Source organism: Haloactinospora alba (assembly GCF_006717075.1).
GTDB classification, from domain to species: domain Bacteria; phylum Actinomycetota; class Actinomycetes; order Streptosporangiales; family Streptosporangiaceae; genus Haloactinospora; species Haloactinospora alba.
This window is the reverse complement of the sequence record NZ_VFQC01000001.1, coordinates 1,446,475-1,471,644: the sequence shown is the minus strand read 5'-3', so window position 1 is coordinate 1,471,644 and position 25,170 is coordinate 1,446,475. Positions and strand designations below refer to the sequence as shown.

Sequence of the window (25,170 nt, the reverse complement as noted above, 5' to 3'; positions counted from 1 at the left end):
CAGCGAACCGGACGGGGCACGTCCCCCCGTCCCGAGAAGGAGGTCTCCGGTACGGCCCTAAGCTGGTCCCATGAGTTCCGATACCACCGGCAACACACCCCAGGACGCTTCTCGCGCCGAGTTGCCCTCCCGCATCGCCGCGCGGTTGCGGCACACGAGTGACGGCCTGCTTCCCGTGATCGTCCAGGAGCACGACACGCGGGAGGTCCTCATGCTCGCCTGGATGGACGACGAAGCGCTGCGTCGCACCCTGGCCACCCGTCACGCCACGTACTGGTCGCGCAGCCGCTCGGAGTACTGGGTGAAAGGCGCCACTTCCGGAAACGTCCAGCACGTTACCGCCGCCGCTCTGGACTGTGACGGGGATACGCTGCTCCTCCAGGTCGAGCAGACCGGTGCGGCGTGTCACACGGGAGAGCGCACCTGTTTCGACGCCGATCCTCTTCCCCTCGCTCAGGAGCAGAAGTGACCAGCGCCCGGTGGAGTCGAGGAGAGTACACCACTGTCCTGCTGGCGATCCTGGCGGGAACGACGGCCCTGCTCACCGCGAGCGGGCAGACCTGGGCGTCGGGCAGCGTAGTGTTGCCCGACCCACTGGCTCCCGCCTCCGTGGCACTGTCCGGGGACGAGGTCACCCGCACCGTCTCCGCCCTGGGATGGGCCGGCCTCGCCGGTGTCGCCGCCCTGGTAGCCAGCCGGGGAAAAGCACGCCGTGTCCTCGGGGTCCCGGTCGCGGGTTTCGGCGCGGTGGCCGCGTACGACATCTGGCACAGTACGCGCGGATCCGAACTCACACGCCTGGCCAGTGAGCAGTCAGCTGTCGACGGTCCGATCAGCGGACCTACGGTGCACACGGCGTGGCCCGTGCTTGCCGCGGCAGGCGCTGTCCTTCTGGTGGCAGCTGGGGTCGCTACAGTTGTACGGGGTGGTGCGTGGCCGGTCATGGGAAGCCGGTACGATCGCCACGGTTCCGCCGACGCGAACCGCGCAGGCGAACCCGCAGAACTGTGGAAAACCCTGGACAGCGGCGTCGATCCCACTCTCGGGCCGGTGTCGGACGACGTCACCGCAGAATCCAGCTCCGCGACTGCGACCAGTGCGCCCGCCACCGATACGAACGTGGATTCGAAGGAGTCTTGATGGCCGACGAGCAGCACGAGGACCACGGAAACACCGTCGCCGCGTGGTTTTTGACCGTCACCTGGATCGCGGCGTGGAGCATAGCAGCACTCGCCATCATTCTGGGGAAGGACTTTGTTCTGTGGACAGCTGTCGCGCTCGGCGCCAGCGTCGTCTGCGCCGTGATCTCCGGCGTCATGAAGAAGTTCGGCCTCGGCCGCACATCCCCCCGACCGACCCCGCCGATGCCCGAGGAGCGGAAGCCGGATCAGCGGGACGCGGCCGGGAGCGCTGAGGACAACCGCGCGTCGGCTGCGGCTGGGAGCAGCTGATCCCGCGTCCCCCGGCAGGGAACGAGGGGCCCGTCGGCCGTGTCCGCTGACGGAGACGCGGGTGCCGCACCGGCGCGTACCGTCAACCGGTCGTGTCGGCGCCCAGCGATGCGAGGAGGTCGTGCAGCTCCTCGAACAGGTCGTGGGGGGCTGCGAGAAGCAGCTCCGAGTCGGGAGGCGCGTGGTGCAGCCCCTCCACTCGGACCCCTGCCTCCCGCGCGACCAGTGCGGCAGCGGCCCAGTCCCAGTACTTGAGCCCTCGCTCGTAGTAGGCGTCCGCCCGCCCCCGAGCCACGGAACACAGGTCCACAGCCGCCGCGCCACCGCGCCGGATGTCGCGTACCTGTGGCAGCACGGCGCGCAGCACCTCGGCCTGCTGGGCACGTCGCGCGGCACTGTAGCCGAAGCCGGTGGCCACGAGCGCCCTGTCCAGCCGCACGGGCCGCGCGGCGCGCAGGGGCTGCCCGTTGCAGGCAGCTCCTGCGCCGCGGGCGGCCGTGTAGACGTCCCCGTGCCGCGGGACGACGACAGCGCCAGCCACCACGTCGCCCGCCACCTCGGCTGCTACGGACACGGCCCAGTCCTCCCGGCCGTAAAGATAGTTCACCGTGCCGTCGATGGGATCGACGATCCACCGGACGGAGTTCGTTCCGCTGTCGGACCCGCTCTCCTCCCCGAGGACGGAGTCACCGGGACGCTCCCGCAGCAGCCTCTCCCGGATCGTCTCCTCACACCTGCGGTCCATCTCAGTGACCACGTCGGTGGGTGAACTCTTCGTGTCGAGCACGTCGATGCCGTCCTGGTTCTCGAGCGCCAACCGGCCGGCCTCACCGGCGACGTCGACGGCGAGGGCCAGCAACTCTTCCGGCCGCGCGGCAACAGTCATCGTCGTGTTGGGCGTGGAGACCCCAGCCCGTCGGACCGGGGAGGAAACGCCCTCCTCCTCTCTGGTGTGGGTGTAGGTCCTGTTTTTGGGCGCTGTTCGTCGCGAGCGGCGTCTCCGGTGCCGCCCGGCAAGGCCGAGGAGGAAGGCAGAGCGGACCCTCCACCGACCGACGAGAACGCCGCCGGGCGGTGTCCCGGGGCGGCGCGCAGCAGGACAAGCGCCCGAAAACAGGACCTAACCGCCCGCGCGCTGCAACAGCCGGACACGGCACTGATCGGTGCCCTGGATCGCGCCCCGGGCCGCGGTGGTACCGGCGTCGTCCGGAACCCCCGCGGCACACGCCCCGCAGGAGAACACTTTCCCACACCGCGTGTTCCACCAGGTGCGCCAGACCGCGGAGCAGGCGGTGGCCGGTTCCCTCCGACCCGTCGGAGGTCAGCGGCGGAGGAACGAACCGTGCCATCAGGCGACGCGACTGGCCGTTCCGGTTCACCCGCGCTGGCAGCAGTCGTTCGACTCCTCCGGGCATCCGGGCACGTTCCCCAGACCCGCCCGCGAGGCGTGCGGGTCTGCCCGTTCCGCGACCAGCTCCCGCACCATGGAGACGAAGGCAGGGTGCGTTCCCGGGGTTCCGGCACGCACCATATCCATGCCCAGTTCCTGGGCCGTTTCCCGCGCCTCGTTGTCCAGGTCGTACTTGACCTCCATGTGGTCGGAGACGAAGCCGTGGGGGACAACCACGACAGCGGACACGCCCTCCTCGGAAAGGTCGCGTAGCCGGTCGTTGATGTCGGGCTCCAACCAGGGCTGGCTCGGCGGACCGCTGCGGCTCTGGTAGACCAGGTCATAGTCGTGACCGCTCCCAAGACGCTCCACCACGAGCCGTGCCACCTCGGCGAGCTGCGCGACGTAGGCGCCCTCCGGGCCGTAGTCCTGATGCGGGGATCCGCTCGCTTCGGCCATGGCGGTGGGAATGGAGTGCGCGGAGAACAGCAGTCGCGCCCCGGCACGCTTCCCGGCCGGAAGCCGGTCCAGGGCGGCCCGCGTGTGTTCCACCAGGGGCTCGACGAACCCCGGGTGGTCGAAGAACGGGCGGATCAGGTCGATCCGCGGAGCGTCGGGGCCGACAGCCTCCTGGGCCGTGGCGATGTCGTTGAGATAGGCGCGGTGGCTGGAGTAGTTGCTGTACGCCGAGGTGGCCATCGCCACGACACGGCGTACACCGTCCTTGGCCATCTGGGCGACCGTGTCGGTCAGCATCGGATCCCAGAACCTGTTCCCCCAGTAGACGGGGAGGTCGACATCATTGGCGGAGAAGTCGGAGCGGATCTCGGCGAGCAGTTCACGGCACTGCTGGTTGATCGGGCTCACACCGTCGAACAGGTAGTAGTGCTCGCCGACCTCCGCCAGGCGCTCGCGGGGTATGCCGCGCCCGTGCGTGACGTTCTCCAGGAAAGGGATCACGTCCTCGTTGGCTTCCGGTCCGCCGAAGGAGATCAGTAGAAACGCGTCATAGGGCCTCATGGTGTACATGAAACCAGGTCACACCAGCTCTCCGGACCAGCCCCGGCCCGGGGGGCCGGGAGGGGAACGCACACCCCGCTGACTGTGCATGGTACACGCACCAGTAATCTCAGCGTTGATGAGCAATGTGTCATGGCGCACGTGGTCCGGCACCCACCAGGCGCGGCCGCGGCGGATCGCCACTCCCACCAGTACGGACAGTGTCGCCTCCGAGGTGCGGACGGCAGCCGAGGAGGGTCTTCCCGTACGGATGGTGGGGTCGAGCCACTCGTTCACCGACACCGCGGTAACGGAAGGGGTCCTGCTCTCCCCCACCGCGCTCACGCGTGTGCGTTCGGTGGACGCGGAGGCGGGAACCGTCACGGTGGAGGCGGGGCTTCCGTTGTGTGACCTCAACACCGAGCTGTCGGCACGCGGGCTCGCTTTGGCCAACATGGGCGATATCGCTACCCAGACCGCGGCGGGCGCTATCCAGACCGGGACGCACGGTACGGGCCGTGACGTCGGCGGGCTGGCCGCCCAGGTGTGCGGAATGGAGATGGTGCTCGCGGACGGGTCCGTCACCTTCTGTTCCGCCCGGCACAATCCCGAACTGTTCAATGCCGCCCGGGTGGGGTTGGGTGCCTTCGGAATCGTCACCGCCGTGACGTTGGAGGTGTGCCCGGTTTTCCTGCTGCACGCCCGCGAGGAGCCGCTGCCCTTGGAGCAGGTGCTGGACCGGCTACCCGAGCTGCGCGCGGAGAACGAACACTTCGAGTTCTTCTGGTTCCCTCACACCGGGCGCACCAACACGAAGCGCAACAACCGGAGCGATGGCCCGGCCCATCCCCCTTCCCGGTTCCGCGCGTGGCTGGACGACGAGTTCCTGTCCAACTCGGTTTTCGGTCTGGCCAACAGGATCGGCGCGCGGGCTCCCGCCACGGTTCCGGCGATAAACCAGCTGTCGGCGCGCGCTCTGTCCGCACGCTCCTACACGGACGTCGCGCATCGGGTCTTCGCCAGTAGCCGGCGGGTGCGCTTCGTGGAGATGGAATACGCGATTCCCGCCGAGCACGCCTCGGAGGTCCTCCGGGAGGTGCGTTCGATCGTCGACAAAGGCGGGCACCGGGTCAGTTTCCCCGTCGAGGTGCGTTTCTCGCCCCCTGACGACGTCTGGCTGTCCACGGCCTACGGGCGGGACACCGTCTACGTGGCCGCGCACATCTACCGTGGTTCCTCCCACGAACGGTTCTTCGCGGATCTGGAGGCTCTCTTCACGGCGGTGGACGGCAGGCCGCACTGGGGAAAGCTGCACACCCGCGACCACACGTACCTGGAGACGGTTTACCCGCATCTGAACACCGCGTCCGGGATGCGCGCGAGGCTCGACCCCCAGGGGCGGTTCAGCAACGCCTACACGGCTTCCGTGCTGGGTTCCTGAGCTGGCCGCACCAAGGCCCTGGCGCGCGTGGGCCCTACCACCGCCCTCCGGGGTGCTGTCCTACTCGGCCGGCTGCCCGTCCTGCGGTGGCTCACCGTCGTTCTGGCCTTCCCCGCTACCCGGGGTCTCCTCGGAGGTGTCCGGTTCCTCTCCACCGCCGCTCGGGTCGTCGTCCGGAACGCTTTCGCTGTCCTCCCCACCGGTACCGTCCTCACCGCCCTCGGGCTCCCCGTTCTCCGGAGCGTCTCCGGGCGCCGTCCCGTCCTCGCCCGAGGTCTCCGACTGCTGCGTCGTGGGAGTGCGCTCGTGCGGAACGGGGTCACCCTCGGGGTCCTGCTGCTGGTCCTGGCCCGTGGAGTTGCCTCCCGTGATCGAGGGCCCCGACCGGGTCTCGTTCCCGTGCACGGTGTCCGAGAGCGTACGGCCGGTGACAAGCTCGAACACGAGGATCACCGACATCGCGAAAACGAACACAGCGACAGCGGTCACCGCGACCCCGCGCCATCGCCGCCACGTGTTCGGCTGTTCTGTCTCGCTCTCTCCTCCCTCCCGATGCGGGTTCTCGACCGCACCGACGGTCGGGAGGGCACTGGTCGTGTCCGCTCCCTCCGTTCCCGCTGGGCCGCCGGAGGAGGATGTGTCGTTTCCAGCCGCTTCTCCGCCACCGGCGTTGCCACTTCCCGAGCCGGGGTCCGCATGGTCACTGGTACGTCTGGCGCGGACGGCGATGCCCTTGGCCTTGTCCCCGCTTCTTCTGAGGTAGTGCTGGGCGACGGCGGTGCCGACCGTACTCAGGACGCTCATCATGGCGGCGCCGACGATGGTGCCGTACACCCCGAGGAAGGCGGCGGCCGTGGCCGCGGCCAGCGTCGCGAGCCCGCCGCCGGCGACCTGGGACATGCTCACGTCGATGTTCGGTTTTTTCGTCTCGTCCCGGCTCATTGCCTCTCCATGGACTGCCTGTCCCCTCCCACAGTCACTACGGCCTCTATCGGATCCCCCGTGATGGGAACGGGCGCGGTGCGGACCTCCTTCCGCCCCACAGCCACGCAAATTACTAACAATCCAATAATCGGAACATAACGGTGAAGTCACCCCAGAATATCGCCAGGTGCGCTGAGCTGTGATCCGGTTGTCCTGTGACATCGGACTGGGCACAGTGCCCGGTACGTCATGCGAGGAGCATGCCGCGCCGGCGGCCGGATACGATCGGCATCCGAGCCTCCGCCGGGAGCCGCCGAGTACCACCGGCTGGCCGGTTCCCACCACTGTCTCCGCGCCACGGGCAGGAGGACGGAAGCGGCGAACACGGGGCAGCGCAGGATCGGCGCCGGGAAGGGCACGCACAGTTCGGACATGCCGGGCGCGGTACTGGCCGGACGATCGCGGGTCAGTGAGACTGGGAGCATGGGGGATGGCTGAGGACCTGCCCTCGACGGGACACGAAAGGGAGAGGGCGATGCAAGAGCTTCGCCTCGTCGCCGTCAGTGAGGACGGCAGCTACCTGGTGTTGGCGAGCGCCGGCCGTGGAACCCGATTCATGCTTCCCGTCGACGACCGTCTCCGCGCCGCTGTGCGCGGCCAGTTCTCCCGGCTCGGCCAGTACGAGATCGAAGTGGAGAATCCGTTGCGCCCCAAGGAAATCCAGGCCCGGATCCGCTCCGGGGAAACCGCGGAGGCGATCGCCGAGACCTCCGGGATTCCGATCGACCGAGTCCGTTGGTTCGAGAGCCCCGTCCTGCAGGAACGCGAGTACATGAGCCAGCAGGCCCAGCACGCCTCTGTGCGCCGCCAGGGCGACTCCGCTCCCGGGCCGACACTCGGAGACCTGGTAACCGAACGGGTCGGTGCCCACCAACTGGAGACGGGTGAGGCCACATGGGACTCCTGGAAACGCGAGGACAACACCTGGCACCTCAAGCTCGTCTTCTACATTTCCGGTGAGGAGCGCGTCGCGCACTGGATCTATGAGCCGCGCCGCCGCTGCGTCACTCCGGCCGACGAGGAGGCCGCCCGCTTCTCCACACCGCAACCGGAGGAGCCGCTGGAGCTCGGAATGGCGAGCGCCAACGTGACGCCCTTCGTGCCGCGGCGCAGTGGTACGGAACAGGCCACGCAGCGGAACACTCCCGCCGCCTCCCCTCCCGTGGAGGAACCACCCGCCGCTACCGAGACGGCTCCCCCGGCCTCTGCTGCCCGGAACGAGACCGAACCCGAGCACGCGCGTCCCTTCCCGAAGGAAGAGGATCAGCCCTCCACGGACGACGCGGTTCCGGAAGTCTCCGAAACGGCACGGACCACCTCCTCTGCGGGAGAAACACAGGTCCCCGAACGTCCCGAGCCTTCCGTGCAGCGGGAAAGCACGGAGCCGCCTCCCCCCGACCGAGGGGATGAGGGGCAGGAGGGCTCCCCCGAGAGTTCGCTGCCTGCTGCCGCCGGTGGCGCCGCTCAGGACACCGGTCAGACCGAGAAGCGAAAAGGACGGGGCCGACGTTCCTCCGTCCCCTCCTGGGACGAGATCATGTTCGGCGCGAAGAAGTCCGAGTAGGGATAGGTTCCCCCGAGGCTCCTATCCCTCTTCCGTCTGCTGCGGCACGAGGAAGGGCCTGACCACCTCGGGCGTGACGTCAGCCGCGAAGGCGACCGAGTCCGCGAAGTCAGCGTCGACGATGGGATAGGCTCCCGCTCCGGCTCCGACGGCGAACTGCGCGGTGGCCAGTCCCGGTCTGCGCTGGAACGGGCTCTGGCGCCAGTTCCAACCGATGATGGCGTCCCGTTGCACATGGGCTTGCCTCCGACGCAGGGTTCCCCAGCGCGCGCTCACCATACGCCGGTCGCGGCCGTGCCCCAGGGACCTGTAACGGTCCACTCCCAGGGGGATCCCCAGCAGTGCGCCCAGCCCGAGCACGAGGGCGAGCCAGGGGAAGCCGAGGAAGACGGCGACAACCGACGCGAGCCCCCACGGGACCACGGCTCGGGACAACCTGCGCCCCAGGGCCGCGCGCGGGTGGGAGCGGAGTGTCCCGCGGTACGGGACGAGGGCTTTCTCCACCACCTCGGTGACACGCGGCCGGTCACCGATGGGCAACAGTGCCGCGCGGGTGGTCGCCTCCCCCAACCCCGTCACGACCGCGTTGAGTCGAACCGCGCTGCGTGACCGCTGCAGCGGGGTATCGAGTAGCTCGTAACCGCGGATCCTTCGCCGTTCCAGCGTGACGTTCTGGCGTGTGAACAACCCGCGCTCGGCGACGAGGGACTCCGTCCGCCCGGAAAGCGTGAACCCCCAGTGGGTGACGGTGTACGAAACCACAGCGAACACGGGCATCATCAGGAGCAGGAGAACGAAGGCCGACGCTCCCAGGGCGATGAGGACCATCGTTCCACCACGCAGCATCGACTCCGCCGTCTCGTAGGCGGCGCTTCCCGGCGTGGTGTCGATCACCTCGTCGACGTTCTGGGCGAGGAACCCCAGCAGGGTCGCCAGGGCGGCGAACGGGGTGAGCAGGTAGCCGAGGCTGAGAAGAGAGTAGAAGTACCATCTCCGAGGCATCACGAAGTACACGGTTTCCGCGGGTGACTGCCCCTCCCGTTCCGACGTCCGGCCGTCCTGCCCCTCCCCGCCGGAACGGTCCTCCTCTTCCGTTGTGGCGGCTTCCGCCGCATCGGTGACGTGTCCTCGGGAGCTCTCACCGAGCAGCACGGCACGGCGGTGCAACAACTCGCGGCGTACCCGCTGCGCCTCGGCCACGGTCACAGCGTCGAGTTTCCCCTCCTCCGAGGCGCCTCCCCCCGCGGCCGCCTCGATCTGCACCACGGCGAGTCCCAGGGCACGGTGGAGGAGCTTCGACGTGATGTCCACTCCACGTATGCGCTCCACCGGGATGCTGCGTCGGGAACGGTTGAGCAGACCCTGTCGGATCTCCAGCCGTTGTTCTCCCAGCCGGTAGCGGAAGGTCCGCCACGTGACCAGACCGCTCACGAACATTCCGAGTACCGCTACCGCTGCGCTGACCAGGATCCACGGGTTGAACGTGCCTGCCACGACCGCTATGGCGATCGGAGTGATGAAATTCTTCAGGTGCGCGATGGGGGCGGTGACCAGCGTCAGCGCGCTGAGACGGCGCTCCTCCTCCCCTGCCAGGGAAGGCGTGGTGCTGGGTGCGGGAACCTCCTCCGCGTCCTCGCCCTCCCGGTCCGGACGGGACGAACTGTTGTCTTCCATGCCGCCCCCGAAGCGCCAGCGTTCTGTCATCGGATGATTGGCGCGTCCTTCCCGCTGTCAGGTGGGGAGGACGCGCCGCCTTCCCCTTCGTGGTGTGGACGCCCCTGTCCCCGTGGGGGTCGCTGCCCCCCCGCCGCGTGGGGTGCGGCGCCGGGACAGAGCGTGGTCACACACGGCCCGGTGGCTGCGCTGCCCGTGTGGAACACAGCCGTCCCTCACCTCCCGTCGCGGTGGCCCGTACCGGGACCAGCCCGGACGACAGCCCACCAGTCCCCCTCTCACGTCGCGTCGTCCCGCAGGGTTCCTGCCCGTGTCGCCAGTTCCTCGGAGACCTGCCGCGCCTGTTCGGCGTCCAGTCCCTCGATGGTGGACGATCCCGCGTGGGAGGCGGTCTGCACCTCCAGCGTCGCCAGCCGGAACAGCCGCTCCAGCCACCCTTGGTTGTAGTCCACGGTCTGGATGCGACTGACCGGCACGAGCTGCCACTCGCGGGTTGCCCACCCGGTTCGGGTGTAGATGACGTCCGACGTCACCTCCCAGCGATGGACCCGGTAGCGCCACCGTGGGACCACGACGACCTGGAACACGGCGATCCCTCCATAGGCGATCGGCCCCCACCAGGCGTTCTGCTGGATCCAGGCAGGCAACCAGCCCCAGGCGCCGGCGTTCCACGCCGCGACGCACAGTACGCCTACGAGTAGTGCCACCCCCATACCCGAACGCACGGTCCACATGGGGACGGCACGAGGCGATACCCGGTGCGCTGGCGGTCGCAGAGCGGCAGTTGTCATCCATCAGAGTTTAGGGGCTGCGGCTTCCCGCGCGGAGTTACGAACACGGTCCGGCGCTGGGGGCCGCGTTGCCCGGGAGTCGTTTCCGAGCTGGTTCGCCTGCGAAACAATCCTCGCCAAAACGACGTTGTGCCGAAAAGGCCGATTGTTATAGATCTAGCATCCCGCTGGTTCCGAAAACCGCCGACGGGCTACGTCACTGTGTCGGTACCCGCTGGTAAGGCTGTGTCCCCGACGAGGTTCGGCCGGCTCAGGGGGGCGCTCTCCGCTTCGGAAACCGTGCTGTTTCGAGGCGCGCCGCCCGACCTCACCTCGTGGTTCCACAACACGGATGGCGCCATCGCGCTTGGCCGGGCCGAAGGACGGACACGGGTCGCTCTCGTCTCGAACCGGTGAGGGGTGAACACGGGCGGGACGACATCATCAGAGCAGGAAGGAGGAGGCGTACAACGTCTCGGGGTCCGGGACGCGTACGTCTGACGACGATGACAGACGCCATCCGGGCCGAGGGCCTGGTGAAGAGATTCAACGGTGAGACGGCTCTGGCAGGGGTGGACCTCACGGTACGCACCGGGACCGTGATGGGCATTCTCGGCCCCAACGGTTCGGGCAAGACCACGACGGTCCGGATCCTGTCCACCCTGCTTCGCCCGGACGCCGGACACGCGGTTGTCGGCGGGTACGACGTCAGCACCCAACCGCACCACGTACGCCGCCTCATCGGTCTCACCGGCCAGTACGCGGCTGTCGACGAGGACCTCACGGGCACCCAGAACCTCGTACTGATCGCCCGACTACTGGGCTACTCCCGGCGCGGCTCGCACCAGCGCGCCTCCCAGCTGTTGGAACGTTTCGCGCTGACCGACGCCGCCGACCGCCCCGCCAAAACGTACTCCGGAGGGATGCGGCGGCGGCTGGACCTGGCCGCCAGCCTTGTCGGCCGTCCGAGTCTGCTGTACCTGGACGAGCCCACCACCGGCCTGGACCCGCACAGTCGCAACGAGATGTGGGAGGTGGTGCGCGGCCTGCTGGACGACGGAGTCACCGTATTGCTCACCACCCAGTACCTGGAGGAGGCCGACCAGCTGGCCGACGATCTCGTCGTCCTCGACCACGGACGCGTCATCAGCGAGGGATCGCCGGAGAAGCTGAAGGAACGCGCGGGCACACAGGTTCTGCAGGTGCAGCCGGAGGAGGGAGCGCAGCTGGACCGGGTGGCGTCCATCGTCCACGAGGTCACCGGTACTGACGTTCGCTCCTCCGAGACGGCGGTCCATGCCTCGGTGACCGAACCGAACGTACTTCCCCAGGTGGTACGCCGCCTCGACGAGGAAGGGATCGCCGTGGGCGAGCTTACCCTGCGCAAACCCAGTCTGGACGAGGTCTTCCTGGCCATCACCGGACACGCTGCCGCAAGCGGGCCGGACAGTGACTCCACCGATGCGACCCCGGAAGGAACAACAGTATGAACGCCGCCCCCACCGTGGAACACCCGGCCCCGGACGAGTCGGCCCGGGAGCGCCCCCGTGCGGCACCGCGGGTCACTCCCCTGACAGCGCTGCAGCACGGCACACTGTTGACCTGGCGGAGCCTGTTGAAGATCAAGCGCAACCCGGAGGAGATCCTCGGGCTGACGTTCATGCCGCTGATGTTCGTCGCGCTGTTCGTGTTCGTCTTCGGCCAGGCGCTCATGGGGGACTGGCAGCAGTACCGGGACTTCATCATCCCCGGTATAACCGCGCAGTCCGTCATCTTCGCAACGCTGGGCACCGGTGTCTCCCTCAACACCGACATCGAGAAGGGCATCTTCGACCGGTTCCGTTCCCTGCCAATCGCGCGTTCGGCCCCGCTGATCGGTGCCGTGCTGGGTGACATGGTGCGTTACCTCCTGACCATCGTCATGGTTCTTCTCGTTGGGATCGCCATCGGCTTCCGTCCGGAGGGCGGATGGTTCGGCACGGTCGCCGCGGGGGCTGTCGTGATGGTCTTCGCCTTCGGTCTGTGCTGGATGTCGGCGTTCGTCGGGCTGCTGATGCGGACCCCGATGGCTGTCCAGACCTTCGGGACCATCTGGATGTTCCCCCTGACCTTCGGCAGTTCCACGTTCGTGGAGCCCGACGCCATGCCCACCTGGATGCGCGTGTTCGCCGAGGTCAATCCGGTGACCCACGTTACGGACACGATGCGTGGACTGATGGACGGAGAGGCGGTAACCCGACCACTGCTGCTGACGCTCCTGTGGACCCTGGTCATCGTCGCTGTCTTCTTCCCACTCGCCATGCGCGCTTACCGGAAGCGCGCCTGAGGCGGGGCCGCACACGTTCCTCCTCCGCTGCGGGGTGGGCGCCCACCCCGCAGCGCGTGTTCGTGGCCGGGAACGAGGGCGGTGGGTTGCCCCGTGCCACGGTTCGTTTCCGCGCGCATCGCAGTAAGGTTCGAGGAGAGAAACCGCCTCACGGGAAGGCTGCGCCACGGGAGCCCGTGGCGTTCCGGATTCCGGAGGCCGCAACCGACCTTGATCCGTCCTGCAGGAGCCCCATGTTCCCGGCCGCGCACCACCGTCTACCAGCCCACAGAGTTCGTTCTCCCCGACTGGTGGGACAACCGAGGTACCGCACGGTCACCGCGACGTGCGGAGCCGCTGTCCTGGCAACCGTGACGGCAGGATGTGGCGTACTCTCCCCTGGCATCGACAGTGAGCGCATCGCCGACATCAACGTGAGCAGCACGATGTTGCAGGAGGGGCAACCGCTGCCGGAGCTCTACACCTGCGCGGGGGAAGGCACCTCTCCCCCGCTCCAGTGGTCGGGGCTGCCTGAGGACGACCGGATCGAGTCCCTGGCGATCCTGGTCGACGAACCGGAGGAAGCCACCGTCTTCTGGATGCTTTACGGTATAGATCCCCAAGTGGCGGAGCTGCGGCAGGGAAGCGTCCCGCGATCAGCACGGCAGGGGCAGAACACTGCCGGTGAGGCCTCGTACGACCCGCCCTGTCCCGAGAGCGGGGGACAGCAGGAGTACCGGTTCACGGTTTACGCTCTCAGCACCGATCCCGACATGGCCGATGACGAACCGCTGGACAACTCACTGGAGGAGATCGCTGCGCATACCGTCGCCCGTGGCTCTCTCACGACTACCAGTGGCTAGTCATGAGGGGATTCCCGTCATGTTTCGGATATCCTCATTTCGGAACTTCCTCACCAGTCGCCCCTCCTGGGCGGACGACGGACTTTCTGTCACCACTATGCACTGACAGTGCATCTATGCATAAAGTAGAACCGTGCCCCCCGTTGATATGACCGAATCTATCCAGCGCACAGCACACACTCCACGTGTTTCCGTCAGGGGCCACAACTCCTGCCCTGCGAGAACGGAGGTTGCCGTGCGTGTCGCGTTACCCAGTAACCGCCGTACACGGTCCGGTCCGGTTCCTCCGTCGATTCATCACCAGTGGCATCTTCCGCGCCCTCCTGCACGAGCCAGCCACACCCCCACCGTTAACGGCGCTCCTATACTCGACACGGCCACTGGCCCTAGGGTGGTGCACCCATCATGACTTTTGCGATTACCACCATCATCGCCATCATCGTCGTCCTCATCGCGCTCGTGTTGATCGTGCTGGGCATGCGCGCGTTGAGTCTCGGTCAGGCGCGAACCGACGACCTGGACGAGTACGAGGACGAGGACGCCGGAAGCGAACGGGGCGAGGGTCCCGAACCCGCGCCCCGTTCCCGCCGACGCCGCGCCTCCCCCGAACCCGAGCAGGAAGCCCCACAACGTACTGGGCGTTCCCGGCGTAAACGCAGCAGCTGGGATGACGACGAGGGCCTGAGCGGAAACTCGTTCTGGTCCAGCCTGGCCGAGGACGCGGCAGCCGTGGAGGATGGGGCCGACGGGAAACCGGTGGGACAGGAGACCCGCGTCGAGCCGGACCAGGAGGACAGGAGCGCCCCTGCGGACGACGAGCGGGGCGAGGGTCCCGAACCCGCGCCCCGTTCCCGCCGACGCCGCGCCTCCCCCGAACCCGAGCGCGCCGCCCCGGCGTCGCATGCCACCGAAAGCACGCCCTCCGGCCCCATCGACGATCCCGATGTGGCGATGCTGGCCAGTCTGGGGAACGGTGCCGGTAGTCACTCCACCGCGGAAGACGCACCTGCTCCAACAGGCCACGAATCCCCGGTAAGCGGAGAGGGGCCCACCGTTGAGCCGCTGCGGTCCCCCTCGGCCGCGTCCTCCCCAGGCGAGTCGTGGCAGGCGGACCTCTCCGGCCGCCGGGACCACGCTGTTCCCCCCGCCGACACGACAGCTCACCAGCCGGACCGCCACGACCCGCTCACCGGCCCCACTCCCAGCAGCGAGCCGGCGTTTCCCCAGCCCTCCCCGTACGACACCGGAAGTTACGCGCGCCCCTCCTACGGCGGAACCCCCCAGGTCCGTCCCGACACAGGCACAGGCGCGTCCGCTTTCCCCTCCCCCTACGACACCGGTACCCACTCCCGGCCCCCCTACGGCGCGGACCCCGCCGCACCCTCCCCGTACGACACCGGAAGTTACGCGCGCCCCTCCTACGGCGGAACCCCCCAGGTCCGTCCCGACACAGGCACAGGCGCGTCCGCTTTCCCCTCCCCCTACGACACCGGTACCCACTCCCGGCCCCCCTACGGCGCGGACCCCGCCGCACCCTCCCCGTACGACACCGGTATGCACTCACGACCGCAGTACGGGAGCGCCTCCCCCTCCTCCTACTCACTCGGCGGCTTCGGCGGCCCCGCGCACGGGGACACCCCCGGTTCCCCCCCGTTCCCCACAGCGCCCTCGGAGACGGACGCGGGGTGGGCACCCCCCGCCTGGCCGGGTACGGGCACGAGTTCCTACTATCCCCCCGCGGGCTCCTCCCCCTCCCCGAACAGCGCTTCCCATCCGGCTGGTCCCTCTCCAAGCGGGTACGACCCTCTGACGGAGTACGGCGGAGGCAACAAACCGCAGACCCATGACACCGGTGGTTTCCCCTATGGACACACCGGGACGAACCACCAAGCGGCCGGAGGCTCTCCCGTGTCCGGACCGCAGCCCCCGGTTCCCCCCGGTTCCACGGGCGCTGCTTCCTATCCCGCTGCCGACCACAGCCCCTCCCCTGGTGTCCCGGCTCCGTTCCACGGCGGTACGGCCGAGACGCAGCAGGGTCCCTGGGCCGGCGCATGGGACTCCTCTACCGGCGGACAGCAAAGCTACCCCTCGTACTCCCCGACGAGCCCCCCATCCTCCTCCTACGGTCCGGACACGTTCGGCCAGCCGTCCCACGGAGGGAACACGTTCCCACCGTCCTCCTACGCTCCCTCCTCCCCGGCCCCGTGGAGCGGCTCCCATCTCCCCGGATCTCCTGCCCCGCCCCACTCCTCGCAGCCGTACCCGGACCCCGCGAACAACACGTTCGGAAGCTATCCGTCCGAAACCGACCCGAGCGGGGGATACTCGGGTCTCGGCTACGGGCCCCCCTCCGGCGAGCGGCCACCGTATGGCGGCCCCGTCCCCGACGAGGGTTACCATTCCTACGATCCGAGCTGGTACGGCTACGGAGACGGCTGGCGCTACTAGCGAAGCACCCGCGGCGCCCATGCGTGAGGGGGCCGGGCGAAGGTCTTCGCCCGGCCCCCTCACGCATGCACGGGTCATGACCCGGACGTAGAAAACGGTTACCAAAATCACATCACAAAAGGTGCCACTACGCCGTCAAACGACTACATTTAGTTACCGATGGCTCGTCCTCTGTGACAACAGCGGACATCCGTACCCGCCGGCGCCCATGCACCACTGGAGCACCCCCGTGGGACGGGACCCCGTTGCCATCCGCAAGCACCACTTCAATCCAATACGCCAGGGAGACACATGCGCGCAGCCCCTCAGCGGCCACGCACCGCCCGACAGGAAGCGCCTACTGCCCCCCTCACTCGCGTACGTTCTCTTCCGTTACCGGCCAACCTTCCGGGGGACTTCGCCGCCTCCCTCGTCGTGTTCCTCGTGGCGGTCCCCCTCTCACTGGGTATCGCCATCGCCTCGGGCGCGCCGCTCATATCCGGAATCATCGCTGCCGCGGTGGGAGGGATCGTCGCCGGCACCACCGGAGGATCCGCCGTTCAGGTAAGCGGGCCGACAGCCGGCCTGACCATCATCGTCTTCGGGCTGGTACAGAGCTACGGATGGCAGGTCACCTGCCTCATCACGGCCTTGGCAGGAGTGGTCCAGCTCGGTTTGGGAGCTTTTCGGGCGGCCCGTGCAGCGCTGGCCGTGTCCCCAGCGGTCATCCACGGGATGCTGGCTGGCGTCGGCGTCACGATCGCGCTGGCCCAGCTGCATGTCGTACTGGGTGGGGATCCCCAGAGCTCGGCCGTAACCAACATCCTCGAACTGCCCCAGCAGCTGGTCAACAACCACACAGCCGCCGTCGCCGTGGGCGTGGTCACCATGGCGACCATGTTCCTGTGGTCCCGACTACCACGCCTCGGAGGGCTACGGCCGAGCCGCATCCCCGCGGCCCTCATGGCCGTGGGAGGTGCCACCGTTCTCGCCGCAGTCGCCGGATGGGACGTGGAACGGGTGGCACTTCCCGAGTCGTTCTCCGCTGCCTGGAGCGGCCCCGCATTTCCGGGACTCGAACAGGTCCCCGGAGTCACCGTGGGAGTGTTCACCGTCGCCATGGTCGCCAGCGTGGAATCGCTGCTCTGCGCGATCGCGGTTGACCGGTTGCACGACGGCAGACGGGTCCGGCTCAACCGGGAGCTCCTGGGACAGGGGGCAGCGAACATCGCCAGCGGAACGTTGGGAGGGCTTCCCGTCGCCGGGGTGATCGTCCGCGGCACGACCAACGTCCGGGCGGGTGGACGCACCCCGCTCGCGACGGTCCTGCACGGGGTGTGGGTGCTCCTCTTCGTCGCGCTGTTCGCCCACCTGGTAGAGCTGATCCCCATGGCCGCCCTGGCCGGCCTTCTGGTTTTCGTCGGTTTCCAGATGGTCGACGTCGCGCACCTGCGCTACCTCCATCGGCAGCGCGAGGCCCCGGTCTACGTAGCGACACTGGTGGCCGTGGTCGCCTTCGGCATCGGCACGGGGGTGATGATCGGCGTCGCCCTGGCACTCGCCCTCTCACTGCGCAGGCTCACCCGACTGAGCATACTGACCGAGCAGGTCCACGACCGGTGGCACGTCGTGGTGAAGGGCTCGCTCACGTTCCTGGGGGTACCACGGGTGACGCAGGTACTGCGTACACTTCCCACAGGCTCCCACGTCGACCTCGACCTGCACGTGGACTTCATGGACCACGCGGCATTCGAGTCGATCCACACGTGGCGCCTCGACCACGAACGCACCGGCGGATGCGTGGACATCGACGAAATACACGAGAACTGGTACGAACGCAGCTCTATGCAAACTCCTCCGGCACACAAGACATCGCCGCGTGAGACGGCCCAACGGTGGACACCATGGTCCATGGACGACAGCGGCGGCACCAGCCCCTCGGACCTACTGCACTCCGGGGTTCAGGAGCACCATGCGGCCGTTACCGACCGTATGCGCACGCTCATGGCACAGCTCGCCCAGGGGCAGAACCCCCCGTTCCTGTTCATCACGTGCGCGGACTCCCGGGTGGTGCCCAACCTCATCACCGGCAGCGGCCCAGGCGACCTCTTCACAGTGCGCAACATCGGTAACCTGGTGCCGCGCAACGACGAAGAACCAACAGACCACTCCGTCGGCGCCGCGATCGAGTACGCGGTGGAGGTGCTGGGCGTATCCGCCATCGCGGTCTGCGGACACTCGAACTGCGGAGCGATGAAAGCTCTGCTCAGCGAGGCAGGATCGGAGCCCGACAGCGAACGGCTGGAACACCTCGGACCCTGGCTGCGGGGCGCTGCTCCGAGCCTGGAACGGTTCGCCGCGACCAGCCCCGCTCCCGCCAACCCCGCGGAATCCCTGCGTCTGCTCGCGCAGAACAACGTCACCCAGCAGCTGGACAACCTGCTTACCTACCCTGGTGTACGCAGCCGGTCCGAGCGGGGGGAGCTGAAACTCTTCGGTCTTTACTACGACCTGGAAACGGTACGGATGCACATCCTGGACGAGAACCGGACCGAGTTCGTTCCCATCCGGTTCGAGGGTGACGGCACGCCTCGCCAGGAACACAGCCCGGAGCAGCAGGACACCTCACCCGCGTGAGGGAGAGAACGCACCGCCGCCGTCCGCACGACGGCGCCGTTCCGCTGGGGTGCAGCACGTGCTCCCCAGCGGACGTTCTCACTCACTGTCCGGAACATCGTCGCGGTCGTCCTGTTCCACCTCCGTCATGTGGTACCAGGCGAAACCGACGATAACGAGTATCGCGGCAATAGGCAGGCCGAACAGGGCCATCCAGGCCACGGACGAGTCCATCTACCGCACCCTCTTCACAGGAGACACCGGCCGCGCCACGCCTCGGGAACCGCGCCGCAGCGCCACGAGGCGTAGCCTCTCACCAATCTATCGGTAGCTCCCGGTGTTGTTGAGCGATACGTGGCCGCACTCGGCGGATCGCCGCGCCCCGGCCCCAGGGAGGCCGCACCCGGCCGCCGGGAGAGGAGAGAGCCGGCCGATAAGCCGGATCCTGTCGGGTTCCGTGGAACCGGGCGGCCATCCATCTGGGGCTGCCGTTGCCGGCAACCTCGGTGCGGTCTACCCGCGGACCTCAGGCGGGCCGCCCTCAACCGTCCGCGTGAAAGGCCGAAGCCTTCCTTCTTGACCTTGCTCCGGGTGGGGTTTACCAAGCCGACCGGATCACTCCGGCCGCTGGTGGTCTCTTACACCACCGTTTCACCCTTACCACCGCACGCGGTGGCGGTCTGTTTTCTGTGGCACTTTCCCGCGGGTCGCCCCGGGTCGGTGTTACCGACCACCCTGCCCTGTGGAGTCCGGACTTTCCTCGACACCGGATAGCCCGGGTGCCGCGACCACCTGGCCGACTCTCTCCGCATTCCATTCTAGGCCGACGAGGGCCCGTTGTTATCCAGTACCGCCGAGATGGGCCGCGTCGTTGAACCTCCGTAGCACCATGGGCCCATCGCTGTAGCAGTCGATCTCCGTCAGACACGCCGTGTCGACACGCATCCGGTACAGCGCCTGCAGCGGTGCGAGCAGCGCCTGTTGGACCATGACCGTGATCGGGGTGGCGTGGCTGACGAGCAGCACGGTTCCCGCACGGTGCTGCGCCAGGATCTTGTCCCGGCCGTCACTGACCCGGCGGGCCACAGCGGCGAAACTCTCGCCTCCCGGAGGCGCCACCTCGGGATCGGCCAGCCAACGGTCGAGCTCCGCACGCGAGTGCTTCCGGGCCTCGGAAAAGGACATCCCCGCCCACTCGCCGAAATCGGTCTCGGTGAGTTCGTCGCGGAACTCCACGTCGACAGCGATCTCACGCGCGACGCGTTCGGCCGTTTCCCTACTGCGCCGAAGCGGGGAGGAGAGGATCGCGTCGATCCCCTCCCGTGCGAGCGCACTGGCCGCGGCGCCGGCCTGCGCACGCCCGGTCTCGGTGAGCGCGCTCTCCCCGGAGTCGGAGAACCTTCCCTCCGCGGAGAGCGGCGTCTCGCCGTGCCGTAGCAGAAGCAGCCGCGTGGGTGTCGTGTCCGGCGGGGGCTGCTCCGCCGAGGACTCGTGGGAGGGCTCGGGCTCCGAGACCGTTGTGGAGGCCGACCTGCGATGCTCCATCTCCGCGCCCGAGGCCGCGGCGTCCATGGCCTCGTTGGCGAGCCGGTCCGCGTGCGTGTTCTGGGAGCGCGGCACCCACGTGTACGTCACCTCCCGCAACGCTGCCGCGCGTTCCTTCGCGCGCTGGGCCAGCGGACGCATGTCGGGGTGTTTGACCCGCCACCGCCCGCACATCTGTTCCACGACGAGTTTGGAGTCCAGGCGGGCATCGACCGCGGCCTGCGGGTCGATGCCCGCAGCCGCCTCGAGACCGGCTATCAGCCCGTGGTACTCGGCGACGTTGTTGGTGGCGGAACCGAGCGACTCGGCGACCTCGGCCACCACCTCGCCGGTCGTGGCGTCCCGCACCACGGCGCCGTAGCCGGCCGGCCCGGGATTGCCGCGCGATCCCCCGTCCGCCTCCAGAACCAAACACCGGGCCATGTTGTCCTCCTGTCCGCTCCGGGTGTTCACAGTCCGGAAGAGCTGGTGCGGACGAGGATGCGCTGGCACTGTTCGCACCGCCGCACCTCGTCGTCCGGCGCGTGGCGTATGTCCGCGAGTTCGGCCGGACTCAACGCCAGTTTGCATCCCTCGCACCGCCCGTAGTGCAGAGCGGCCGCCCCCACACCGGCGTACTGCTCCCGCAGCTTGGTGTAGAAGTCGAGGAGGTCCTGGGGAAGGTCAGCCACGACCCGGGCTCGCCGGTCGGACGCGGAAGCCCGGTCCGCCTCGATCTCCAGCAGAGTCGAGGACCGTCGTTCCTCCACCTCGTCACGCTCGGCACGCACGGAGTCCAGCTCCTGCTGCCGCTGGGCCCGGCGTTGTTCCGCCGCCTCGCGCCGTTCCATCACGTCCAGCACGACCTCCTCCAGCTCGGACTGGCGCTGGTGCAACGACGCGATCTCCGACTGCAGGTTCTCCAGCTCTTTGGGGGAGGAGACCTGGCCGGAGTCCAGACGTTTGCTGTCGCGCTCGGCGCGGTTGCGGACCTGTTCGACGTCCGACTCGGCCTTGCGCTGTTCTCGTCCGAGATCGGAGAGCTCGGTCTCGGCAGCGACCACACGCTCGTGCAGCTCCGTGATACGGGCGTCGAGCCGCTGGACCTCGGCGATCTCCGGAAGGTTACGCGCTCGGTGGTCCAGCTGGTCCAGGCGGGTATCGATCTCCTGCAGATCCAGCAGGCGGATCTGGTGGACGGATTCTGCTTTCACTTGGGTTCAGGACTCCTCTTGTGGGAAACGGCCGTGATCACGCGAGGTTCGTACTGCCTGCGACCAGGCGTCCGTGGGTGTGGTGGATATACGAGTATCCACATTAGTGCGTTCTCCTCGCAGCGCGTCGACCAACCGGGACGCGGCGTCGTCAAGCCACGGGTGCTCACTGGCCCAGTGAGCGGTATCGAGCAGGGCGGGGGCCGCTGGGTGCTCAACGAACTCCGACGCCGGATGGTGCCGCAGGTCCGAGGTGAGGTAGGCGTCCACCCCGGCCGTACGCGCCGTTTCCATTAGGGAGTCGCCCGCTCCCCCGGCTACGGCGACGGAGTCCACCATCCGGTCGGGATCCCCTGCCACCCGTACACCACCGGCGACTTCCGGCAGACCGTTCGCGGCCTGGTGGGCGAACTCCCGCAGGCTCACCGTGGCGGGAAGGCGGCCGACACGGCCGATTCCCCTGCGGCCGGCGGGGTCGTCCGGGTCGGGAGCGAGCGGGCGCAGTTCCCCGGTCAGCCCGACCTTTCGGGCGAGCGCGTCCGACACTCCCGGGAAAGCGGTGTCGGCGTTGGTGTGGGCGGTGTAGAGAGCTGTACCGGCGCGGATGAGCCGGTGCACGACACGTCCCTTGGGGCCGGTCGCCGCGACGCTGTTCACTCCGCCCAGCAGCAGGGGGTGGTGGGTGATGACCAGGTCCGCGTTCCACGCGAGGGCCTCGTCAACGACCGATGTCACGGGGTCGACGGCGAACAGGATTCTCGACACCGGCTGCTCCGGGTCGCCGCACACCAGACCGACGGCGTCCCACGAAGCGGCCCATGCCGGATCGTAGATAGCTTCGAATGCCCCGGTTACTTCACGCAGGGTCAGTGGCGCAGTAGTCACGGACCGCAGGTTAGCGTTTCGGCCGGGTTGACACCGAGCCGAGAGCACGAACCGGCGTGACCCCGCGGAACCTCGGCGGTCGTATGCTGGCAGGTGACTATGACAACCCCACACACTGCTTCGCCGCTGTCTCCTGTCGGTGCGCACGTCCCGGTTTCCGGCGGGATCGCCACACGCGGGCTGGCATACGCCGCCGCCGTGCGGGCCGAGACGATCCAGGTGTTCGTCAGCAATCCCCGCAGCTGGTCCCGAGGCCCCGGCAACCCCGCGGAAGACGCGGCGTTGCGGGAGAACAGCGCTCTCCCCCTGTTCATCCACGCGCCCTACCTGATCAACCTGGGGACCCCCTACCAGGAGACCGCGACGAGATCGGCCGCCTCCCTGGAACACGCGCTGCTCCGGGGGGAGGAGATCCAGGCGGGCGGTGTGGTGGTGCACACCGGTTCCGCCGTCCGGGACGGCCGCCGGGAGGGGCTGCGTCGCATGCGCGAGCGTCTGCTTGCGGTGCTGGAACGGCTCTCCCCGTCTTCCCCTCCGGTCCTCCTGGAACCGATGGCCGGCCAGGGAGGAGCCCTCTGCGCCACGGTCGACGATGTGGCGGAGTACCTGGACATGCTCGAGTGGCATCCGAAGCTCCGGGTGTGCCTGGACACAGCGCACTCCTTCGCCGCGGGCCACGATATATCCACCGCACCGGGTATGCGCGCCATGCTGGACCGTTTCGGGGAGACCGTCGGAGCCGACCGGTTGGAGCTCGTCCACGCCAACGACTCCAAAGCGCAGTGCGCGAGTAACAAGGACCTGCACCAGAACATCGGCGCCGGTCGGATCGGGGCCGCGCCCTTCGCTGAGTTGTTCCGGCACCCGGTGAGCTCGGGTGTGCCGGTCATCGTCGAGACCCCGGGCCCGGAAACTCCGCACGCCGCGGATGTCAACACGCTGAGAAGACTGCGCACGTTGGGACATACCGCCTCCCGGGAGCGCGGCTCCGCTGGCTGGAGCGCCGCCCCGTCCCCGCAGGCTCCGGCCACAGCTGCGGAGCCGGTCGGCGCACCGGCCCGGTGAGTGCTGGAGGGCGGCCCCAGCGGTTACCACCAGGAGACAACTCGGTCATACCCCCAGTAGGCGGCACGCCGAAGACAGCCGTCCGAAGAGCCGCATCTTCTGCCCCACGGGTGCGGGACGTGGGCCACAATGGGGCAGCGAGGACGTTGGAGGGTGGTGCGGAACATGGACCCAGTCAGTCTGGTCATTGGAGCAGCGGTCGCACTCGGCGGGGTTCTCGTGGGGCGGTTGCTACCGGAGCGGCCAGCGGCCAGGCCGCAGCACCAGGAGCAACAGCACCAGGCTGTGCACAGCGGCAAGCACGCTCCCCAACCGATCTGCGGGTGTGGCCACCATCTCGTCTTCCACGACCGCGAGACCAAAATGTGTCAGGCGCAGGTGGTGATCCCCGGCCGATGGACCGGACAGAGCAGCAGCAGCTACCGTTCGTGCATGTGCCAGGGGTACCGGGGACCAGTACCCGTGGACGAGTACTACGCTCCCGACCTGCTGGAGGGGGACTCCTGAGGCGGGCGCGCGGGACCGGGACCGGACCGCTACGGAACCGCGGGACAGACGCACGGTAACCGCCCAGCAGGCATACTGCCGGCCGCACCGGGCATAGCACCGGTATGGGTATGGTATTCGCCGAGTTTGTCGTTATCGGTTTACTGGTCGTTGGTATCGCGGCGATCTACACCGTGGTCGCGTTCCTGATGAAGCGGAACTCGGAGTATGGCTCCCGCCGGTGACCGGGACGGCGGGCACCGGGTTCCGCGCCCGTCGTCGGACACCGTCACCAACGCAGGTAAGCCGCCACCCCCTCATCAGCCTGCAGGACGTGTGCCACGTCGGTTGGCAGCACGGTGACGTCGGCACCGCTGGTGAGCGCGCGTTCGATCATGCGTTCACCGAGGTCGGGCTCGTGGGTGACGCTGCCGTCGGTCTGCTGGCTCGGGAGCTCCCCCTCGGGGAAGTACTGGCCGTCACTCGTTCTGTGGCCGCTCAACCGCTGGTCGCTCGCAAGTATCAGATGCGCGACCCTTCCCTCCCGGAACGCGCCGAGCGTGTCGCTGACTCCGACCGTCGCTTGGCCACCGGACAGCGCGGTTCCGCGTGCCCGTTCGGCCAGTTCCCGGCAGCGGCGGGTCCGGATCGCTTCCAGCTCGGGACGGATCTGGGCTGCGATCTCCGAGGCGGACAGGCTCTCCAGCACCCGGTCCAACACGATGATGTCGCGGTGGCCGTTGGCGGGGAGTTTGCCACGGACCGTTTCGACCAGCCGGGGCTCACCGGTGATCACGAGGCTCTGCCACCCCTGCTGGCGCGCGTGCTCCTCGATGTCGGGACGGATCGACTGGAGGAACTGGATGAGGTTCTGCTCCACGCGGCGGTCGAACCGGTCGTACTGCGGTGAGACGTGGGCGGCCGGCCCCGACTTGCCGCCTCCCGCACCACGCATCGTGCGCCACTCACTGGTGTCGACCTCGAAGGAGAACTTGGTTACCTCGGTCGCCGCCCCGAAGCGCAGGTCGACCAGACGCACCCCGTCCCGGGAGACCGCCAGGATACCGGCGGGAGCGCCGATACTCAGTGCGGCAGCAAGCGGCCTCAGGTAGGGCCGGGACTCGAGTACGGCGCGGTCCTCGAGTGGCATCTGCAGCGACAGCATGCGTACCTCGTCGCTGCTGACGGGGGCGAAAAGGGCCCGGCCCACCCCGCTCTCGCCCGTGTCGAGCACATCCGCGAGGTCCGTTTCCAGCGAGTCGAGTTTCGCGAGCACCGCGGTCTTACGTTTCTTCTCCCCGTTCGCCGCCACGTCGTCCCGTAGCGCGGAGAGCTCGTTGTTCACCTCACGGCGCCAAGCCGGCCAGGAGGTTGACTTTTCCCGTGGGTCGGCGGTCGCGTAGACGGACAGCACTCCCATCTCGTCCTTCATAGCCGCGAGCTCGCGCAACGATGCCTGATCAAGGATCACGTTTATCCCACCCCTCGTTGGCACCGTCCTTCCGGAAGGTC

At 68.3% G+C, this 25,170-nt stretch carries 22 protein-coding genes and 1 other RNA gene; 12 read left to right on the top strand and 11 right to left on the bottom strand.

The window, feature by feature from the left end:
* Positions 1-70: 70 nt before the first annotated feature.
* From hisI to FHX37_RS06660, 3 genes are read left to right on the top strand one after another with little or no spacing between them, the layout of a single operon-like run.
* Positions 71-469, top strand: coding sequence for a phosphoribosyl-AMP cyclohydrolase (gene hisI, locus FHX37_RS06670; RefSeq protein WP_141922805.1), 399 nt, complete (start codon positions 71-73; stop codon positions 467-469).
* Positions 466-1,140: a Trp biosynthesis-associated membrane protein gene (locus tag FHX37_RS06665; RefSeq protein ID WP_170181513.1), complete on the top strand. Its 675-nt coding sequence runs from the start codon at positions 466-468 to the stop codon at positions 1,138-1,140. Before hisI ends, FHX37_RS06665 begins: the two co-directional genes overlap by 4 nt.
* A complete protein-coding gene (locus FHX37_RS06660) occupies positions 1,140-1,451 on the top strand; it encodes an HGxxPAAW family protein (protein ID WP_141922800.1) in 312 nt (103 codons plus the stop codon). The genes FHX37_RS06665 and FHX37_RS06660 overlap by 1 nt, the downstream gene beginning before the upstream one ends.
* A gap of 82 nt (positions 1,452-1,533) precedes the next feature.
* Here the strand turns inward: FHX37_RS06660 and FHX37_RS06655 are convergent, their stop codons facing one another.
* Positions 1,534-2,337: an inositol monophosphatase family protein gene (locus FHX37_RS06655; RefSeq protein WP_141922798.1), complete on the bottom strand. Its 804-nt coding sequence runs from the start codon at positions 2,335-2,337 to the stop codon at positions 1,534-1,536.
* Between the two features lie 489 nt (positions 2,338-2,826).
* Positions 2,827-3,861 carry a ferrochelatase gene (locus tag FHX37_RS06650; protein ID WP_141922796.1) on the bottom strand — a complete coding sequence of 345 codons (1,035 nt, stop codon included), beginning with the start codon at positions 3,859-3,861 and terminating at the stop codon, positions 2,827-2,829.
* Positions 3,862-3,979: 118 nt separating this feature from the next.
* Here FHX37_RS06650 and FHX37_RS06645 point away from each other — a divergent pair, with 118 nt between their 5' ends.
* Positions 3,980-5,281, top strand: a complete 1,302-nt coding sequence (locus tag FHX37_RS06645; protein ID WP_141922794.1) for a D-arabinono-1,4-lactone oxidase — start codon at positions 3,980-3,982, stop codon at positions 5,279-5,281.
* A gap of 60 nt (positions 5,282-5,341) precedes the next feature.
* On the opposite strand, the gene FHX37_RS06640 is transcribed toward FHX37_RS06645, so the two are convergent.
* Positions 5,342-6,223, bottom strand: a complete 882-nt coding sequence (locus FHX37_RS06640; RefSeq protein ID WP_141922792.1) for a hypothetical protein — start codon at positions 6,221-6,223, stop codon at positions 5,342-5,344.
* A gap of 517 nt (positions 6,224-6,740) precedes the next feature.
* On the opposite strand from FHX37_RS06640, the gene sepH reads away from it, so the two are divergent.
* Entirely contained in the window at positions 6,741-7,829 is a 1,089-nt protein-coding gene (sepH, locus tag FHX37_RS06635; protein WP_141922791.1) for a septation protein SepH, read from the top strand.
* Between the two features lie 21 nt (positions 7,830-7,850).
* Here sepH and FHX37_RS06630 read toward each other — a convergent pair whose 3' ends face one another.
* Positions 7,851-9,533, bottom strand: a complete 1,683-nt coding sequence (locus FHX37_RS06630) for a PH domain-containing protein (RefSeq protein WP_141922790.1) — start codon at positions 9,531-9,533, stop codon at positions 7,851-7,853.
* Positions 9,534-9,781: 248 nt separating this feature from the next.
* On the bottom strand, positions 9,782-10,294 hold the full coding sequence (locus FHX37_RS06625; RefSeq protein ID WP_211351755.1) for a PH domain-containing protein: 513 nt from the start codon (positions 10,292-10,294) through the stop codon (positions 9,782-9,784).
* Between the two features lie 485 nt (positions 10,295-10,779).
* Here FHX37_RS06625 and FHX37_RS06620 point away from each other — a divergent pair, with 485 nt between their 5' ends.
* The 5 genes from FHX37_RS06620 to FHX37_RS06600 all read left to right on the top strand — a co-directional run bounded on the left by FHX37_RS06620 (position 10,780) and on the right by FHX37_RS06600 (position 18,505).
* Positions 10,780-11,763 carry an ATP-binding cassette domain-containing protein gene (locus FHX37_RS06620; RefSeq protein ID WP_141922788.1) on the top strand — a complete coding sequence of 328 codons (984 nt, stop codon included), beginning with the start codon at positions 10,780-10,782 and terminating at the stop codon, positions 11,761-11,763.
* On the top strand, positions 11,760-12,599 hold the full coding sequence (locus FHX37_RS06615; protein WP_141922786.1) for an ABC transporter permease: 840 nt from the start codon (positions 11,760-11,762) through the stop codon (positions 12,597-12,599). The genes FHX37_RS06620 and FHX37_RS06615 overlap by 4 nt, the downstream gene beginning before the upstream one ends.
* Positions 12,600-12,889: 290 nt before the next feature.
* Complete coding sequence (locus FHX37_RS06610; RefSeq protein ID WP_246062151.1) at positions 12,890-13,441, top strand: YbhB/YbcL family Raf kinase inhibitor-like protein; 552 nt, start codon at positions 12,890-12,892, stop codon at positions 13,439-13,441.
* Positions 13,442-13,846: 405 nt separating this feature from the next.
* The gene (locus tag FHX37_RS06605; protein ID WP_141922782.1) at positions 13,847-15,889 is read left to right on the top strand and encodes a hypothetical protein; all 2,043 of its coding nucleotides are present in this window, start codon (positions 13,847-13,849) and stop codon (positions 15,887-15,889) included.
* A 291-nt stretch (positions 15,890-16,180) separates the two neighbouring features.
* Positions 16,181-18,505, top strand: a complete 2,325-nt coding sequence (locus FHX37_RS06600; protein ID WP_141922780.1) for a SulP family inorganic anion transporter — start codon at positions 16,181-16,183, stop codon at positions 18,503-18,505.
* Between the two features lie 78 nt (positions 18,506-18,583).
* On the opposite strand, the gene FHX37_RS23825 is transcribed toward FHX37_RS06600, so the two are convergent.
* The 5 genes from FHX37_RS23825 to FHX37_RS06580 all read right to left on the bottom strand — a co-directional run bounded on the left by FHX37_RS23825 (position 18,584) and on the right by FHX37_RS06580 (position 22,092).
* Positions 18,584-18,718, bottom strand: coding sequence for a hypothetical protein (locus tag FHX37_RS23825; RefSeq protein WP_281288280.1), 135 nt, complete (start codon positions 18,716-18,718; stop codon positions 18,584-18,586).
* 184 nt (positions 18,719-18,902) lie between these two features.
* Positions 18,903-19,288: RNase P RNA component class A (gene rnpB / locus FHX37_RS06595), an RNA gene on the bottom strand.
* Between the two features lie 36 nt (positions 19,289-19,324).
* Entirely contained in the window at positions 19,325-20,452 is a 1,128-nt protein-coding gene (locus tag FHX37_RS06590; protein ID WP_141922778.1) for a bifunctional RNase H/acid phosphatase, read from the bottom strand.
* Positions 20,453-20,478: 26 nt separating this feature from the next.
* Positions 20,479-21,222, bottom strand: coding sequence for a zinc ribbon domain-containing protein (locus tag FHX37_RS06585; RefSeq protein ID WP_141922776.1), 744 nt, complete (start codon positions 21,220-21,222; stop codon positions 20,479-20,481).
* Between the two features lie 6 nt (positions 21,223-21,228).
* The gene (locus tag FHX37_RS06580) at positions 21,229-22,092 is read right to left on the bottom strand and encodes a Nif3-like dinuclear metal center hexameric protein (protein ID WP_141925065.1); all 864 of its coding nucleotides are present in this window, start codon (positions 22,090-22,092) and stop codon (positions 21,229-21,231) included.
* Positions 22,093-22,206: 114 nt separating this feature from the next.
* On the opposite strand from FHX37_RS06580, the gene FHX37_RS06575 reads away from it, so the two are divergent.
* Both FHX37_RS06575 and FHX37_RS06570 read left to right on the top strand, forming a co-directional pair.
* Entirely contained in the window at positions 22,207-23,172 is a 966-nt protein-coding gene (locus FHX37_RS06575) for a deoxyribonuclease IV (RefSeq protein ID WP_141922774.1), read from the top strand.
* A gap of 165 nt (positions 23,173-23,337) precedes the next feature.
* Positions 23,338-23,679, top strand: coding sequence for a hypothetical protein (locus FHX37_RS06570; RefSeq protein ID WP_141922772.1), 342 nt, complete (start codon positions 23,338-23,340; stop codon positions 23,677-23,679).
* A 268-nt stretch (positions 23,680-23,947) separates the two neighbouring features.
* Here the strand turns inward: FHX37_RS06570 and FHX37_RS06565 are convergent, their stop codons facing one another.
* Complete coding sequence (locus FHX37_RS06565; protein WP_246062148.1) at positions 23,948-25,129, bottom strand: VLRF1 family aeRF1-type release factor; 1,182 nt, start codon at positions 25,127-25,129, stop codon at positions 23,948-23,950.
* Positions 25,130-25,170: the final 41 nt, after the last annotated feature.

Coding starts and splice junctions, on each gene's coding strand:
- FHX37_RS06590 (WP_141922778.1), bottom strand. CDS start 20,452: ATGGCCCGGTGTTTGGTTCTGGAGGCGGACGGGGGATCGCGCGGCAAT.
- FHX37_RS06640 (WP_141922792.1), bottom strand. CDS start 6,223: ATGAGCCGGGACGAGACGAAAAAACCGAACATCGACGTGAGCATGTCC.
- FHX37_RS06650 (WP_141922796.1), bottom strand. CDS start 3,861: ATGAGGCCCTATGACGCGTTTCTACTGATCTCCTTCGGCGGACCGGAA.
- sepH (WP_141922791.1), top strand. CDS start 6,741: ATGCAAGAGCTTCGCCTCGTCGCCGTCAGTGAGGACGGCAGCTACCTG.
- FHX37_RS06660 (WP_141922800.1), top strand. CDS start 1,140: ATGGCCGACGAGCAGCACGAGGACCACGGAAACACCGTCGCCGCGTGG.
- FHX37_RS06575 (WP_141922774.1), top strand. CDS start 22,207: ATGACAACCCCACACACTGCTTCGCCGCTGTCTCCTGTCGGTGCGCAC.
- hisI (WP_141922805.1), top strand. CDS start 71: ATGAGTTCCGATACCACCGGCAACACACCCCAGGACGCTTCTCGCGCC.
- FHX37_RS06630 (WP_141922790.1), bottom strand. CDS start 9,533: ATGACAGAACGCTGGCGCTTCGGGGGCGGCATGGAAGACAACAGTTCG.
- FHX37_RS06625 (WP_211351755.1), bottom strand. CDS start 10,294: ATGACAACTGCCGCTCTGCGACCGCCAGCGCACCGGGTATCGCCTCGT.
- FHX37_RS06645 (WP_141922794.1), top strand. CDS start 3,980: ATGAGCAATGTGTCATGGCGCACGTGGTCCGGCACCCACCAGGCGCGG.
- FHX37_RS06600 (WP_141922780.1), top strand. CDS start 16,181: ATGCGCGCAGCCCCTCAGCGGCCACGCACCGCCCGACAGGAAGCGCCT.
- FHX37_RS06655 (WP_141922798.1), bottom strand. CDS start 2,337: ATGACTGTTGCCGCGCGGCCGGAAGAGTTGCTGGCCCTCGCCGTCGAC.
- FHX37_RS06615 (WP_141922786.1), top strand. CDS start 11,760: ATGAACGCCGCCCCCACCGTGGAACACCCGGCCCCGGACGAGTCGGCC.
- FHX37_RS23825 (WP_281288280.1), bottom strand. CDS start 18,718: ATGGACTCGTCCGTGGCCTGGATGGCCCTGTTCGGCCTGCCTATTGCC.
- FHX37_RS06605 (WP_141922782.1), top strand. CDS start 13,847: ATGACTTTTGCGATTACCACCATCATCGCCATCATCGTCGTCCTCATC.
- FHX37_RS06620 (WP_141922788.1), top strand. CDS start 10,780: ATGACAGACGCCATCCGGGCCGAGGGCCTGGTGAAGAGATTCAACGGT.
- FHX37_RS06570 (WP_141922772.1), top strand. CDS start 23,338: ATGGACCCAGTCAGTCTGGTCATTGGAGCAGCGGTCGCACTCGGCGGG.